Source organism: Idiomarina tyrosinivorans, assembly GCF_003987475.1.
In the GTDB taxonomy this organism is placed as follows: domain Bacteria; phylum Pseudomonadota; class Gammaproteobacteria; order Enterobacterales; family Alteromonadaceae; genus Idiomarina; species Idiomarina tyrosinivorans.
In genome coordinates this window covers 1-13,048 of sequence record NZ_PIQH01000004.1, presented here as the reverse complement: position 1 = coordinate 13,048, position 13,048 = coordinate 1, and the positions used below count along the sequence as shown (strand labels likewise).

The following is a 13,048-nucleotide window of genomic DNA, read 5'->3' as shown; positions in this document are numbered from 1 at the left end:
GGGCTAAATTCCATCATCCAGTGACAAACACCCACAAAAAAAGCTAGACTGTTAGCCCTGTTAACGCGATCCTTATTCGTGTTTTTCACTTCCACCGATGAAGTCAGGATTGATACCCAAAATGTCAGCACAATTGATTGATGGCAAAGCACTCTCTCAGGCCATTCGTGACCAAGTAAAACAACGTGTGCAAGCACGTGTCGACGCAGGTAAAAGAGCCCCCGGGCTTGCTGTTGTACTGGTCGGTTCCGATTCCGCTTCGCAAATATATGTCGGTAACAAGCGCAAAGCCTGCGAAGAAGTCGGCTTTACTTCTCGCTCTTACGACTTACCGGCAAATACCACCCAACAAACGCTTGAACAGCTAATCGATGAATTGAATAACGACGCCAGCGTCGATGGTATTTTAGTCCAATTGCCGTTACCCGAGGGTTTAGATGCGACCGCAATTTTGGAACGCATCCGCCCCGATAAAGATGTCGATGGCTTCCATCCATATAATGTGGGCCGTTTAGCGCAGCGCATTCCTGCCCTGCGCCCGTGCACTCCTAAAGGCATTATTTCGTTGTTTGAGTCTATTCCGTTAGACCTCCACGGATTGCATGCCGTGGTGGTTGGCGCATCCAATATTGTCGGTCGGCCGATGAGTTTAGAACTGTTATTAGCGGGCGCCACTACCACCGTATGTCATCGTTTTACCGAAAACCTTCGGCATCATGTTGAGCAAGCCGACGTGTTGGTGGTTGCCGTCGGTAAATCCGAATTTATTCCAGGCGAATGGATTAAACCCGGAGCGGTCGTTGTCGACGTTGGGATGAATCGCTTGGACAGTGGCAAATTGACTGGTGATGTCGCCTTTAAGGCTGCTGCAGAACGGGCAAGTTATATTACCCCTGTACCAGGTGGGGTTGGCCCGATGACGGTGGCGAGTCTGATCGAAAACACCTTGGAAGCGTGCGAAAAGTACCACGATCAAGATTGATTCCGAAAGCCACTCATTAACACTTGCTGGGCGCTGAATGGTAGCGCCCACAGTGGTTGCGAAAACAACTTCGCACGTAGCCGACAAAAGCGCTGAGCATCGCTGTCGCTAAACCAGCTTTGGGTTTTCACTAGTAGCTCTGCAGCCAGCGGAATCTCCAATGGCATACACCACACCCCGGTTATTGCTATTGTGTGCGCCTGTTCCCAGTACTCGCGTTCTGCACCGGCATAGCGCCGCGCCCGCGCCTGCAGATGGTCGACGGCCAACTCTTTCACCCAGCGCCTCTCGCCCGGCAGCCAGCGCCGCTCGGCATATCGCTTAAAATGTTTGGCGGTCGGTAATAACCGCTCGAGTTTGCCGGCTTTAGCAAGATGTAAGCGTTGCTGTAGCAACGCTTTACTCATGTCGACCAACGAATCCGGATCATCGAGTTGCGGTTTTAACCCTGCCATGACTGCCGCAAAGGTGGTTTTCATGACCCCCGTTCTTGCATGATTCAACGAGCCTGCACGCAATGCATATTGCGCCGCCATAGCCACCGTTTGTTGTTGCCAGAAAATCAGCAATAGCTGGACCACCGCCGCGCAACCGAGCGTCATAATGGGCAATACAATAAGCGTTTCTACCATGCCTTGGCCGTTAACCTTATTACGGTCGTTCATAACGCGGGCACCATGGCGACAGCGATTTCTACCGAGCCGTCACTGTTGACGCTGTAGTTAATACCCTTTAGCAATAGTGCTCGGTTGCTGAGTGGAATGGTGCTTAGCAGCAGCACGGTGTCGGTTGCAGCAACGAAACGCCACGATGTCTGAAACGGCCACGAGCGGATTCGCCAGAAACCGCCATTGACTAATTCATGGGTTGTGCCCGCAAACTGCGAATAGGCCAAGCGGTAGCGTTGCTGGGCACTGATCAGTTGCAGCAAATTCGCGCGCCAAAGTGCAACGTTATCCAACTTTTGTAGCTGCTGGTGCGCGGCGAATACCGCTACCATGAGTGCCGTAAGTAGCGTAATAGCCAACAATGCATCCAGCATTAACCACCCTTGCTGCCGATGCATTCTGGATTAGCCTTGAAAGGTTGCGGTAAAAGTATTTCCAGAAAAACTCGTTGAGAATGCCGTTTCTGTATATTCTTTAACTAACCTCGCTCCTTCCGAAGCAGAAGGTATACTCTCTAAAGAGATTGTATATCTTGTTAAATCAGCTACATCCACCCCAATGGTCACATTTCCTCCCCACGGATTTTTTTCTACCCCATCCGCCAAGCTTACCGGGATCGCACCAATACTGGACAACTCCGTCATGTTAATGCCGGTATAAATGCCGGTGTTCGGGCGCCATAACTGCGCCCCGGATTGTAGCGTGGTAATCAATTGGCGCGCTTCCGACACCCGCGAGTTGGCCATTGCCCAATCGCGTAGCACCAGCGTTCCCACTGTCGCGACGGCGATAATACTGAGCACCGCGAGCACCTCGATAAAGGTAAAGCCGTTTTGCTGACGTTTCATTGCACCCTCCTTTGCGGGTTATAACGTTTGAAAAATCTCGTACATCACCGCCATTCCGGCCTGCAGCATCAATAGCAAGCCACCAATAATCCAGCCGTATAACAGCGTAAAGCAAACAATTCGAAACCGTCGTTGCTGCCGCTCAATATCCGCAAAACCACGTAGTGCACTGCGCCATAACACCTCGCTGGTGCGCTGCGCAGTGCCTCGACCGAGCTGCGCGAGGCGAAAGCGTTGCGCGTGGTTTAACAGTTCTGGCGCGAACACTTGATGCAGAGCAGTGACGCCCCTTTGCAGCTTGTCATCCATCACCGTTAAGTGGTAACCGTGGTAATTTGGCAAATGCTGGCGCAGCAACAGTCCGCTCTCGCGCAAACTGCAGCCATAACGCAGTAGTAACGCCAAAAGCTGAATCAGCTCTACCCCAACCTGCTGGCGATAACCCCGCCCTATTCCCAACTTTTCCAAGCGCTGACGTGACTCACCGAACCATTGCGGTCGCAATAGCCACCAAGCAAACAACGCCATCAGGGTGGCGGTTAATAACCCAGGACCGAATTGAAATAGCCCGTGACCAATGGCACTGGCCCAATCCACCACCCAAGCTTCTGCGGGCTGGGTTAATCCCTTTTGTAGTGCCGGTAAGATACGCTCGCTAAAGCCACTCATCGCTACCGCTACGGCGAAGGCAATCATCAGTGGGTAGGCTGCTTGGCGCCAGAATAGCCGGCGCCACTGCTGACGCTGCTGGTACAGGCTGCCGTAGTCGGCTAACAAAGCCTTTAAACAACCGTGCTGTTCGCCAATCGCCAGTAAGCAACGTAAATCATTGGCTAACCAAGATTCGGCTGCAGTTGCTAATGTCTGCCCCTGGCGGATAGCAACCAGCAGATGATGGGAGAATTGTTGTTCACGTTTAGCCCCCACCTCGCTGGCGATGGCAGCCATAATTTCTAATCCATGGCGCACACCCAAGCCATCCTCCAACCAGTTAGCGAAGTCCTCTAGCCATTGCCATTGGGCGCTTCGGCTCCCCATTCGATGGAGATTCAAGAAAGTCATTAGCGTTTAACTGCGATACTGAAAACGTTCAATCACTGCCTCCGCCACTTGCACTTGCCCGGCCTCTTGTTCAAGTCGATCAGCGAGAGAGCACCAGCCTTGTTGTTGCAAGTATTGGCGCCACTGTTGCCACTGCTGCTGCAAAATACATTGACGTCCGACGTTATCCAAAATGGTATATTCGACGATGGGGTGCGGATTGCCGCAGACAAAGTTCAGGCGTTGGGCAAATAACCCAGTGAGGACACCAGAGCCGGCTAGCTCGGCACTTGTAAGACCCAGTTGCAAAAGGCGTTGGACCGCACCAATAGTGTCGGCTGCATGCAACGTTGCGGTCACTAAATGCCCACTAAGCGCAGCTTGTAGCGCCGCTTTTGCGGTGCGATGACCGCGAATTTCACTAATAGACAGGACATCGGGATCTTCGCGTAAGGTTTCGGCAATTGCGTCCGCCAGCCCCTCGTCTGACTGGCTGTTGCTAAGCTGCCGCTGTTCAATAGCTGGTAATACAATCTCCACCGGATCCTCCAAAGAGATCACCTTGCCCTGCTCTGCCAAACATTGATTGAATGCCGCCAGCGTCGTGGTTTTGCCGTGTCCGGTAGGGCCAATAAATAACACCAAACCCTGCTGGCAGCGGCGCACCCATTGCAATGCCTGCAATACATCAGCGACCAAGCCCAACTGGTGGAGTTGGCGCTGTAAGGTAGTTTGTTGATACTGCAGACGTAGCGTCACAGTAAAACCGTCATAGGTGGGGGCTTGCTGTAACCGTAAGCGAATATCGGTTTGGTGATCTAGGCTAATCGTTAAACTAGCACTAACACTGTCGTGTTCATTAAATACTTGTCGGTAATCATCGCTATAACTGTTTAATGCCGCTGCCAATGCCTCAACCAGAGCGGCTCGGGAGCGCTTGATCGCGGCACTCAACTGGCCGTTAACGCGAAATCTGACTAATGCTCGCAAACGGGTAAAACGAATATGAATATCACTGGCATGTTGCGATGCGGCCTCCGCGACAATATCTTGTAGCGACTGTTGAGCGCGGCTAAGCCCCGTTTTACCAGTCTCTGGTGTCGGTGTCTGTTGGCGCCGTTCAGCATCAGTAATGGTGGCTCGAATATCCACTAATGGCGCAAAACAGTAGGTCACATTATGTAACCCTAAATTACTCATCAAAGCGCACATATTGTTCAGTTCGAGTGGCTTCTGCTGCGCCAAGCCCTCGGTAGTAATCACAATACCGCGGTCGGTTGCAATCATGGCACAGCTATCTCCAGCTTCGCGCCATTGCCGCTCAGTAACGACCGCGTAGTGCAATAATAACGGTGGAATTTCGATTGACTGCAGCTCATCACTGGCTAACCACTCAATCTTTTGTGACATATCGCCATCCCCAGCGTGATAGTTGATAACGCAAGCCTTGGCGGCTAATCAGCCACCACTGCTGCTGAACAAACTCTACGTGATATCCTTCAGGTAATTGCGTGCCAGCAACAACCCGCAGGAGCTGTTGACCGTAGCTGAGCAACAGTATCGGTTGCTGCCGCTGCAGTTGTCCCTTTACACGGAACGGAATCGGCTTTTTAACGAACACCTGAGATTGCGGTGAGAGATCGCTTAATTGCCGCTTTAACTGCGCTAACTGCTGTTGTTGCTGACGTAGCTCCAGTTCTGCAGAGGCCAGCCATTGCTGTTGTTTAACCGCCAATAACTGCTGTTCCAGCTTTACTATAGGCGCTGCTTGTTCGGCCTGTGCCGGCTCACTGAGTGGTTGTTTGGTGACCACACTTTGTGCCTGTAACAGCGGCATCAACAACAACAAGCATTGCTGCAATAGCAGCGCCATAATCGCCATCCGAGCTGCCTTTAGCGACTATTTGGAGAGGCCGAGTGGCGCTCTAGTTGACCTTGCCACAATCCATCACGGCGAACCAATTGAGCACTTTTCAAGCCAAACCCCGAGGTCTTCAGCTGCTGCTCAAGCCCTGCCAACTGGGAGGTCATCAATTGCGAGAAATTTAGCCGATTTTCTACAATGCTTAACAACGACTGCTGCATTGACGTTAGTGCCAGAACCGCGGCGTTTGCGGCTGTTGGCGGTTTTAGCCACTCCACACGCCAGCGCTGTTGCTGTACCGAGAACGTTACCCCACGTTGGGCTAACTGGCGTCTCAAATAAGGCGCTGGATAGTTTGGTGGCAGAGGGTAGGCAAACTGTCCGCTGACAATCCAGTGGCCCTGCCATATCGCCTCGGTTGGCCACAGATTAAAGCGCCGCTGCACCAACATAATTAATTTTTGTAACCGCATCAGCGCCGATACAGCGTTCGGTTGCGCCGTAGCAGTAACCTGCAACGTCGGCAGAACTTTGGCTAGCGCGTTACTTGGCGTGTCTGTGAGCCAATATATCGCGCTTGCTAGCACCGCAAAAATCAACAGCATCAGTAGCCATAAAGCACTGAGTTGGCGACGCCGCCGCCAACACTCTAACTGACCGATTTGATTAATCGCACGCAATGGTCTGGGCGCCGGCAACTCGCACTCAAGCGCTTTTGCAGGCGGTGCCAATAGCCAATTCGCAGCGCAATCGCTGGTACACCAAATCAGTTGTTGAACGTTGCTGTGCCACACCTCAATCGCCGCCTCCACATCAGTAAAAACTTGCAGTTGATGAGGCCGCTGCCATACTGCGCACCACAATTGATCATCATGTTGGTAAAGCACCAGTGCAGAGGGCAGCTTATGCCATTGCCGTAAGCACTCACTGACCCAGTCCGCGAGCGGTTGATTGGCCAACATTAACCAATAAGCGTCGCCAAAACGGACAATATCTAAGTAGCCGTAGCCTAAGCTTTGCGCGCGCTGTTTAACCCAGCGCAGACGTAATTGTGATTTATCGATACACTCGCGAAATATATGCGCTGTTATTACGTCATTCATAGCCATTGTTGCGCTCCAACGCCCTTACTCGCGTGTGGTGTTAATAATAATAAGGTTTCTGACTGCGCCGTTTGATGACGACGATTGCCGCCAAACATCCAGCTTAATAGTCCTTTGCTAGCAGTATCTTGTTCGCGGCTATTGTGAAAGCCACTTAACAGCAGCGTCTCGCCCTGTTTTACCGCCGCACGGAGAAAGAATGACTTACGGCTGGTGCGAGGGGTTTGAATGGTATTATCCCCAGACTGCACTTGCTCAAGACCCAACAAATCACTGAGTTGGGTCGATAACTGCAACACAACATGGTGTTGGTAAACCTTTGGCAACACGTAGAGCTCGAAACCAGTCACCACCACCCCAGGTTCAAGCAATACATCGCTGCCAGCATCTGGCGTACGACGGACTCCTGACGAGGCCAAATAAGAAGTTTCATTCTCGATCGATAGATGCGCCACTTGGTTACTCAAACTTAATAGCTGCGGATGATGAGTAACTTTAACCACCCCTTGTTGGCGCAAGGCTTTTACCAGTAGCTGAGAGCCATCAAAGCGCCCACCTTGGCGTTGCCACAGCGCTTGCGTCATAACCCCAGAAAAGTCTTGCCCGGTCTGCAATTGGCCGATTTGCAGACGCTGTCGCATACCGTCAAAGCCGGCAACTAACTGCCAATCAACCGACTGCTGGGCATCGTCGTTAAAGGTAATATCAATGACTTGCACATCAATTGCCACTTGCTTGGTCAAGCGCTGATTTTGCTCGGCCAAATAACGCCGCACACGCTCAACATTCAGTGGCCGATCTTTCACTACCACAGAAGTGGCCGATTCATTAACCACCACTTCTCCTTTATCCGATAACAGTAACTCAATGGAATGCGCTAGCTCTTGCCACAGTGATGACCTTTCCGCGCTCAAGGTAGAATACTGGGAACTAGTATTTTGCCCGCCCAGGGCACTTAACGCTGATTGCTTTTCGCCCATCTGAAAACCGTGATCGCCTATCAAATAAGCAACGTCAAACTCTTCTACTTGCAAACGGCCAACAATCAGTTGGTGCGCGCGAATATCAAAAAATAAACCGGTCAGTTGCGCCAGTGTTTTTAGCACCTCGCCGACGCTGGCCGCTTGCCGCAAACTAATCGGCTGTTGCCCATCGATATCGTCTTCGATACGCCACTCTACTGCTAAGCCGTGCAGAATTTCGGCTAATGCTCGGGTCAGTGGTAAGCCACGGAAATCTACGGTAATTGTTGCACCATACCAAGCCGGCATGGTTTCCGTGCTGGCTTGCAATGGCGGAACATAAAACGACGACTCGTCAATAATGGTTGGTTGCGGTGCGGACCATTGGCGCCGTGGATATTGGCGCATCGATTTTTGTTGGGCCTGTTGGGCAACCGTGATGGCCTGCCAAGTGTGCTCGGTATCTACACAAGCACCAATCAGAATAATGGGCATCACCAGTAACCAGCGCATCATTGTTCTCGATACCGAATAACCGCACTTCGGTTAGCGTAAAATACCGCTTGCAACTTATAGGCGCTGAGAATTTTGCCTAACACCTGACGCCAAGAAACCGCTTCAACGGTGAATTCGGTCGGCCATTGGTGATGCGGAGACGCCTGCCAGTCGACGGTGTCGACATTAAATTCAGCGGTCAACAAGCGCTCGATTTGTGGCTGCAAGGGGCCTTTGTGCAATGCAAATTTTGGCGACACCACTGTCACCGCGTTTTGGCGAGGAAGAAACTGTGCTGTAGCTAAGGTTAAGCAGGGAGGAAGCCCCGTTACTGAGGCAGTAACGGGGAAAGAGAGAGAACATACACAGCCAATTACAAAGACAATTCGCCAATTGCGAGTTACCAATCGTTTGTGCATGAGACCTCCGTGTCACACTGATTGTGCCGTCCTGGCACGCAGCTAACTCTAGCGACGGAGGTCTGCGGCAACAACCGCAGTTTTACTGACTTTTTTGTACGAGATTAGCGCTATTTAGCTTTCGGCTTTTCTACCTGCCAACGGCCATCACGATAGTACGCTTTCCACCCAGTTTGCTTTTTATTTACTTCGGTAACCACGTACTGTTCTTTATTTTTACGCGAGAACCGAACAATAGCGTCGTTACCCTCATCATCTTGCTGAGGCGCTTCTGCCAAGTAATAGAATTTTTTCGGAATGCGGTCTTTAAAGCGCGCCAACTCTTTTACCGTTACCGCTCGGGTCTCGCGCGATTTCGGGAAAGTATTAGCCGACAAGAAAATGCCCGACGCACCATCGCGCAACACGAAATAAGCGTCGGATTCCTCACAGGGCAACTCTGGTAACGGCACCGGATCTTCCTTGGGCGGCGCTGGCTGGCCATTGCGCAGGAGTTTGCGAGTGTTTTTACAGTCATTGTTGGTACAGCCGAAGTATTTTCCGAATCGGCCATTTTTTAACTGCATTTCACTGCCACATTTATCGCATTCGATGGTTGGCCCATCATAGCCTTTCAGTTTGAACTGCCCTTGCTCGACAATCTGCCCATCACAAACGGGGTTATTGCCGCACACATGCAACTTCCGCTTTTCGTCGATCAAATAACTGTCCATGGCAGTACCACACTTCGGACAGCGTTTTTTCGCGCGCAGCGCTTCGGTTTCACGCTCTTCCTCATCATCCACTTTTACCGCTTCTTCGCCGGGAGTGAGATTGATGGTTTGCGTGCAACGCTCTTTGGGCGGCAAGTTATAACCTGAACAGCCTAAGAATACCCCCGTCGAAGCCGTGCGGATGCCCATCTTGCGGCCACAGTTCGGGCAGTCAATGTCGGTGAGCACCATCGCATTATTGCGCATACCGCCCTGCTCAGGCTCCAATTCAGCTTGCTCTAAACGCTGCCGAAAATCTTCATAAAAAGCGTCTAAGGTCTGCTGCCAATTGCGCTTGCCTTGGGCAATGTCATCCAACGCCTGTTCCATTTCGGCGGTGAAGTTGTAATTCATTAATTCGGTAAAATTTTCTACCAAACGGTCATTGACAATCTCACCCATTTTTTCGGCGTAAAAGCGACGATTATCGACCCGAACGTAGCCGCGATCCTGAATGGTGGAAATGATCGAAGCATAGGTCGACGGTCGGCCAATGCCGCGTTTCTCTAATTCTTTAACCAGCGATGCTTCGCCATACCGCGCCGGCGGTTTGGTGAAATGCTGTTGCGGATCGAGTTGCTGCAAATTCAATGAATCGCCTTTTTTGACATCCGGCAAGGTTTGCTCTTGATCCTTCTTACTGCTTGCTGGCGGTTGCACCTTGGTCCAACCTGGGAAGCGCATCACACGACCTTTAGCCCGCAGTTCATAGTCACCTGCAGTCACAGTAAGCGTGGTTGAATCGTAGCGTGCAGGCGTCATCTGGCAGGCGACAAACTGGCGCCAAATCAGTTCATATAAGCGTTGGGCATCGCGCTCCATGTCGCCAAGCTGCGTTGCTTTGACCTCGACGTTTGACGGACGAATGGCTTCGTGGGCTTCTTGCGCATTGCTCTTTGCACCGTAACGAATGGGATTGTCTGGCAGGTAGTCTTTACCAAACTCACTGCCGATAAAACCGCGAACCGCGTTTACCGCCTCTTGGCTGAGGTTGGTTGAGTCGGTACGCATATAGGTAATGTGGCCCGCCTCGTACAAGCGCTGCGCCATCATCATCGTCTTTTTCACCCCGAAACCTAAACGGGTGGAAGCCGCTTGTTGCAGTGTCGAGGTGATAAACGGTGCTGAGGGTTTACTGGAGGTTGGTTTGTCTTCTCGCGCCGCAACCGTAAATTGCGCTTGTTTAAGGCGCTCGACCGCTTCCGTCGCTTGCGCTTGGTTTACCGCCTTAAAGGTTTTGCCAAGATGCTTTTGCAATTGTAGCCGCAACGCTTCTTGCGCTTGTGTTTCGGTGTCGGCAAAAATGTCCCAGTATTCCTCTGGCACAAAAGCCTTAATTTCACGTTCTCGTTCAACAATAAGACGCACCGCAACCGATTGTACGCGGCCAGCAGAGAGCCCGCGGGCAATTTTCTTCCACAACAGCGGCGACACCATAAAACCAACCACGCGGTCTAGGAAGCGACGCGTTTGCTGTGCATATACGCGGTCCAAATTGAGTTCAGCCGGATGGGAGAATGCCTCTTGGATAGCATTTTTGGTGATCTCATTAAAAACCACCCGTTGAAAACGTTCGTTGTCACCGCCAATAAGCTCTTTTAAGTGCCAAGCAATGGCTTCCCCTTCGCGGTCCAAATCCGTTGCTAGAATAACGCTGTCAGCTTGTTTAGCGAGCTTCTTTAGCTCGTTTACCACCTTCTCTTTGCCCGGTAACACTTCATAGTGGGCGTCCCACCCATGCTCCGGATCAACGCCCATGCGGGCTATTAACTTTTTGTAATCGCGTTGTTTTTGATAAGCCGCCTTTTTCTCCGGCGACATTTTTCTAACTTCCGCCGCCGACTTCGACTTTACCGTGGTCGTACTTTTAGTCGGTAGGTCACGCACGTGACCGACGCTCGACTTCACGACAAAGTCCTTGCCAAGGTACTTATTTATCGTCTTTGCTTTTGCGGGAGACTCGACAATAACGAGCGATTTAGCCATAAGACAACGATTCTCTTTGTTGGAACGTGAGGGTGCAAGCTAGTGCCAAACACCAATAACTGCGCTTTATATAAGTGCTGGAGCCGCAACTGACAAGGTTTTTTTTCTCGTCTTTGCCTTTTTTTAGATATATCGGTTATTTTGCAGCGAAACAACCAATGTTCGAAAATTTGATAAAAATTCGCCCAATATTCATAAACAATCAATTTCCGTGAATTTTATATAACCCCTTAAAAATAAAGGCTTACAAGCCAGTGTTGGTGCCGTATAATAGGCGGAAGATTCTAAACGTCGTGGTCACTGCTGACACGAGTAAAAGGAGCAATCGCGTGAGTATGAAGCATTTTGAAGTAAATTTTGATGGCCTTGTTGGCCCGACCCATAACTATGCCGGATTATCCTTTGGTAATGTGGCTTCGTTAGCGAATGCTAAATCCTCTTCAAGCCCGCGAGACGCTGCTTTGCAAGGGTTAGCAAAGATGAAAGCGTTGCATGACATGGGCATGCAACAAGGCGTTTTAGCACCACAAGAACGGCCAAATATTTATGCACTGCGACAAATTGGTTTTACCGGAACCGATGCCGAAGTATTAGCCAAAGCGGCGCAGCAAGCGCCCGCAATTTTTCAAGCCGTTTGCTCAGCCTCAAGCATGTGGACTGCGAACGCGGCAACAGTATCGCCCAGCGCCGATACCGCTAATGGCAAGGTACATTTTACCCCAGCCAACCTTACCAATAAGTTTCACCGTTCGTTAGAGCCAGTAACCAGTGGCCGTATTTTGAAGGCCATGTTTAGTAATGAGCGGTATTTCCAGCATCATCGCCACTTGCCAGACAACGAACATTTTGGCGATGAAGGTGCAGCAAACCACACGCGCTTATGCCAAGACTACGGCTTAGCTGGCGTTGAAGTGTTCGTATACGGACGCCATGCATTCGATAGCAGCAAACCCGCTCCGACGAAATACCCGGCACGGCAAACCTACGAAGCGTCTGAAGCAATCGCTCGCTTACACGGCCTAAGCGAAGATAATACCGTGTTTATGCAGCAAAACCCCGATGTGATTGACCAAGGTGTGTTCCATAACGATGTTATAGCAGTGGGCAACCGCAATACGCTGTTTTATCACCAAGAAGCTTTTGCCAACACAGAAGCGAAGTTTGCTGAAATTCAGACCAAATTCGGCGACGATCCAGTACATTTCATCGAGGTCAAAAGCGCTGAAGTGAGCGTTCAGGATGCCGTGAACACTTACCTATTTAACACCCAGTTGATCAACTTGCCATCAGGCGAAATGGTGATCATCGCACCGACCGAGTGTCAAGAAAATGAACGTGTTGCCAGCTACCTAGCAGAGCTCGTGACTCGCGACACCCCGATTCGCCAAGTGCACTATTTCGATGTAAAACAAAGCATGCGCAACGGCGGAGGACCAGCCTGTCTGCGTCTACGGGTCGCCTTAAACGACGAAGAATTAGCCGCAGCAAACCAACACTGCCTGATGAACGATGCCCTCTACGGCAAACTCACAGACTGGGTAAAACGCCACTACCGCGATACCCTCGCAGTAGACGACCTGCGTGATCCAGCACTATTGGAAGAATCACGCACAGCACTAGACGAACTGACGCAAATCCTGCGCCTCGGCTCAGTCTACGAATTCCAACGCTAAGCATCGCGGCAGTAAACCTCGGCTCGCGGCAGGCTTGGGATTGGTTGCTCTCTACCACGGCGATGAGCTTGGGCGCGTCGGCATCGTGAGGGGCTGGAGGGCGCTTGGTGTGTAGGCGCTTGTTAGTGTCATTGCACGGCACCCCGCCGGTTCACGAAGCTGGGGAAAAAGCCGCTCGAGCTCATCCATGAGGCGCTTAGTCTCCGGCCGTCCATGGCCGGAGATACTTTTTCCCCAGCTTCGCGCCCCAACGTT

Annotated in this window: 12 protein-coding genes; 2 read left to right on the top strand and 10 right to left on the bottom strand. The window is 51.3% G+C overall.

All coding sequences use genetic code 11. From position 1 onward, the window contains the following. Positions 1-121 precede the first annotated feature (121 nt). Positions 122-982: a bifunctional methylenetetrahydrofolate dehydrogenase/methenyltetrahydrofolate cyclohydrolase FolD gene (gene folD / locus CWI84_RS04805; RefSeq protein WP_126841452.1), complete on the top strand. Its 861-nt coding sequence runs from the start codon at positions 122-124 to the stop codon at positions 980-982. Here folD and CWI84_RS04800 read toward each other — a convergent pair. The 10 genes from CWI84_RS04800 to topA all read right to left on the bottom strand — a co-directional run bounded on the left by CWI84_RS04800 (position 973) and on the right by topA (position 11,120). After that, positions 973-1,647 (bottom strand): TadE family protein, encoded by a 675-nt coding sequence (locus CWI84_RS04800; protein WP_126841451.1) that lies wholly within the window; start codon positions 1,645-1,647, stop codon positions 973-975. The genes folD and CWI84_RS04800 overlap by 10 nt on opposite strands. Further along, a complete protein-coding gene (locus CWI84_RS04795; protein ID WP_126841450.1) occupies positions 1,644-2,048 on the bottom strand; it encodes a hypothetical protein in 405 nt (134 codons plus the stop codon). The genes CWI84_RS04800 and CWI84_RS04795 overlap by 4 nt, the downstream gene beginning before the upstream one ends. 6 nt (positions 2,049-2,054) lie before the next feature. Next, complete coding sequence (locus CWI84_RS04790; protein ID WP_126841449.1) at positions 2,055-2,498, bottom strand: prepilin-type N-terminal cleavage/methylation domain-containing protein; 444 nt, start codon at positions 2,496-2,498, stop codon at positions 2,055-2,057. 18 nt (positions 2,499-2,516) lie between these two features. Beyond that, positions 2,517-3,536, bottom strand: a complete 1,020-nt coding sequence (locus CWI84_RS04785; protein ID WP_157980998.1) for a type II secretion system F family protein — start codon at positions 3,534-3,536, stop codon at positions 2,517-2,519. A gap of 30 nt (positions 3,537-3,566) precedes the next feature. Beyond that, positions 3,567-4,949, bottom strand: coding sequence for an ATPase, T2SS/T4P/T4SS family (locus tag CWI84_RS04780; protein WP_126841447.1), 1,383 nt, complete (start codon positions 4,947-4,949; stop codon positions 3,567-3,569). Next, positions 4,933-5,421: a hypothetical protein gene (locus CWI84_RS04775; protein ID WP_126841446.1), complete on the bottom strand. Its 489-nt coding sequence runs from the start codon at positions 5,419-5,421 to the stop codon at positions 4,933-4,935. Before CWI84_RS04775 ends, CWI84_RS04780 begins: the two co-directional genes overlap by 17 nt. Positions 5,422-5,432: 11 nt before the next feature. Further along, positions 5,433-6,506 carry a hypothetical protein gene (locus tag CWI84_RS04770; protein WP_126841445.1) on the bottom strand — a complete coding sequence of 358 codons (1,074 nt, stop codon included), beginning with the start codon at positions 6,504-6,506 and terminating at the stop codon, positions 5,433-5,435. Next, positions 6,503-7,984 (bottom strand): hypothetical protein, encoded by a 1,482-nt coding sequence (locus tag CWI84_RS04765; protein WP_126841444.1) that lies wholly within the window; start codon positions 7,982-7,984, stop codon positions 6,503-6,505. Before CWI84_RS04765 ends, CWI84_RS04770 begins: the two co-directional genes overlap by 4 nt. Then, positions 7,981-8,223, bottom strand: a complete 243-nt coding sequence (locus CWI84_RS04760) for a hypothetical protein (RefSeq protein WP_126841443.1) — start codon at positions 8,221-8,223, stop codon at positions 7,981-7,983. Before CWI84_RS04760 ends, CWI84_RS04765 begins: the two co-directional genes overlap by 4 nt. Before the next feature lie 269 nt (positions 8,224-8,492). Further along, positions 8,493-11,120: a type I DNA topoisomerase gene (gene topA, locus CWI84_RS04755; RefSeq protein WP_126841442.1), complete on the bottom strand. Its 2,628-nt coding sequence runs from the start codon at positions 11,118-11,120 to the stop codon at positions 8,493-8,495. A gap of 335 nt (positions 11,121-11,455) precedes the next feature. On the opposite strand from topA, the gene astB reads away from it, so the two are divergent. After that, the gene (astB, locus tag CWI84_RS04750) at positions 11,456-12,793 is read left to right on the top strand and encodes an N-succinylarginine dihydrolase (RefSeq protein WP_126841697.1); all 1,338 of its coding nucleotides are present in this window, start codon (positions 11,456-11,458) and stop codon (positions 12,791-12,793) included. Positions 12,794-13,048: the final 255 nt, after the last annotated feature.

What these genes read in the sequence shown, in the direction of transcription:
- folD (WP_126841452.1), top strand. Translation starts at nt 122, where the DNA reads ATGTCAGCACAATTGATTGATGGCAAAGCACTCTCTCAGGCCATTCGT.
- CWI84_RS04800 (WP_126841451.1), bottom strand. Translation starts at nt 1,647, where the DNA reads ATGAACGACCGTAATAAGGTTAACGGCCAAGGCATGGTAGAAACGCTT.
- CWI84_RS04795 (WP_126841450.1), bottom strand. Translation starts at nt 2,048, where the DNA reads ATGCATCGGCAGCAAGGGTGGTTAATGCTGGATGCATTGTTGGCTATT.
- CWI84_RS04790 (WP_126841449.1), bottom strand. Translation starts at nt 2,498, where the DNA reads ATGAAACGTCAGCAAAACGGCTTTACCTTTATCGAGGTGCTCGCGGTG.
- CWI84_RS04785 (WP_157980998.1), bottom strand. Translation starts at nt 3,536, where the DNA reads ATGGGGAGCCGAAGCGCCCAATGGCAATGGCTAGAGGACTTCGCTAAC.
- CWI84_RS04780 (WP_126841447.1), bottom strand. Translation starts at nt 4,949, where the DNA reads ATGTCACAAAAGATTGAGTGGTTAGCCAGTGATGAGCTGCAGTCAATC.
- CWI84_RS04775 (WP_126841446.1), bottom strand. Translation starts at nt 5,421, where the DNA reads ATGGCGATTATGGCGCTGCTATTGCAGCAATGCTTGTTGTTGTTGATG.
- CWI84_RS04770 (WP_126841445.1), bottom strand. Translation starts at nt 6,506, where the DNA reads ATGAATGACGTAATAACAGCGCATATATTTCGCGAGTGTATCGATAAA.
- CWI84_RS04765 (WP_126841444.1), bottom strand. Translation starts at nt 7,984, where the DNA reads ATGATGCGCTGGTTACTGGTGATGCCCATTATTCTGATTGGTGCTTGT.
- topA (WP_126841442.1), bottom strand. Translation starts at nt 11,120, where the DNA reads ATGGCTAAATCGCTCGTTATTGTCGAGTCTCCCGCAAAAGCAAAGACG.
- astB (WP_126841697.1), top strand. Translation starts at nt 11,456, where the DNA reads ATGAAGCATTTTGAAGTAAATTTTGATGGCCTTGTTGGCCCGACCCAT.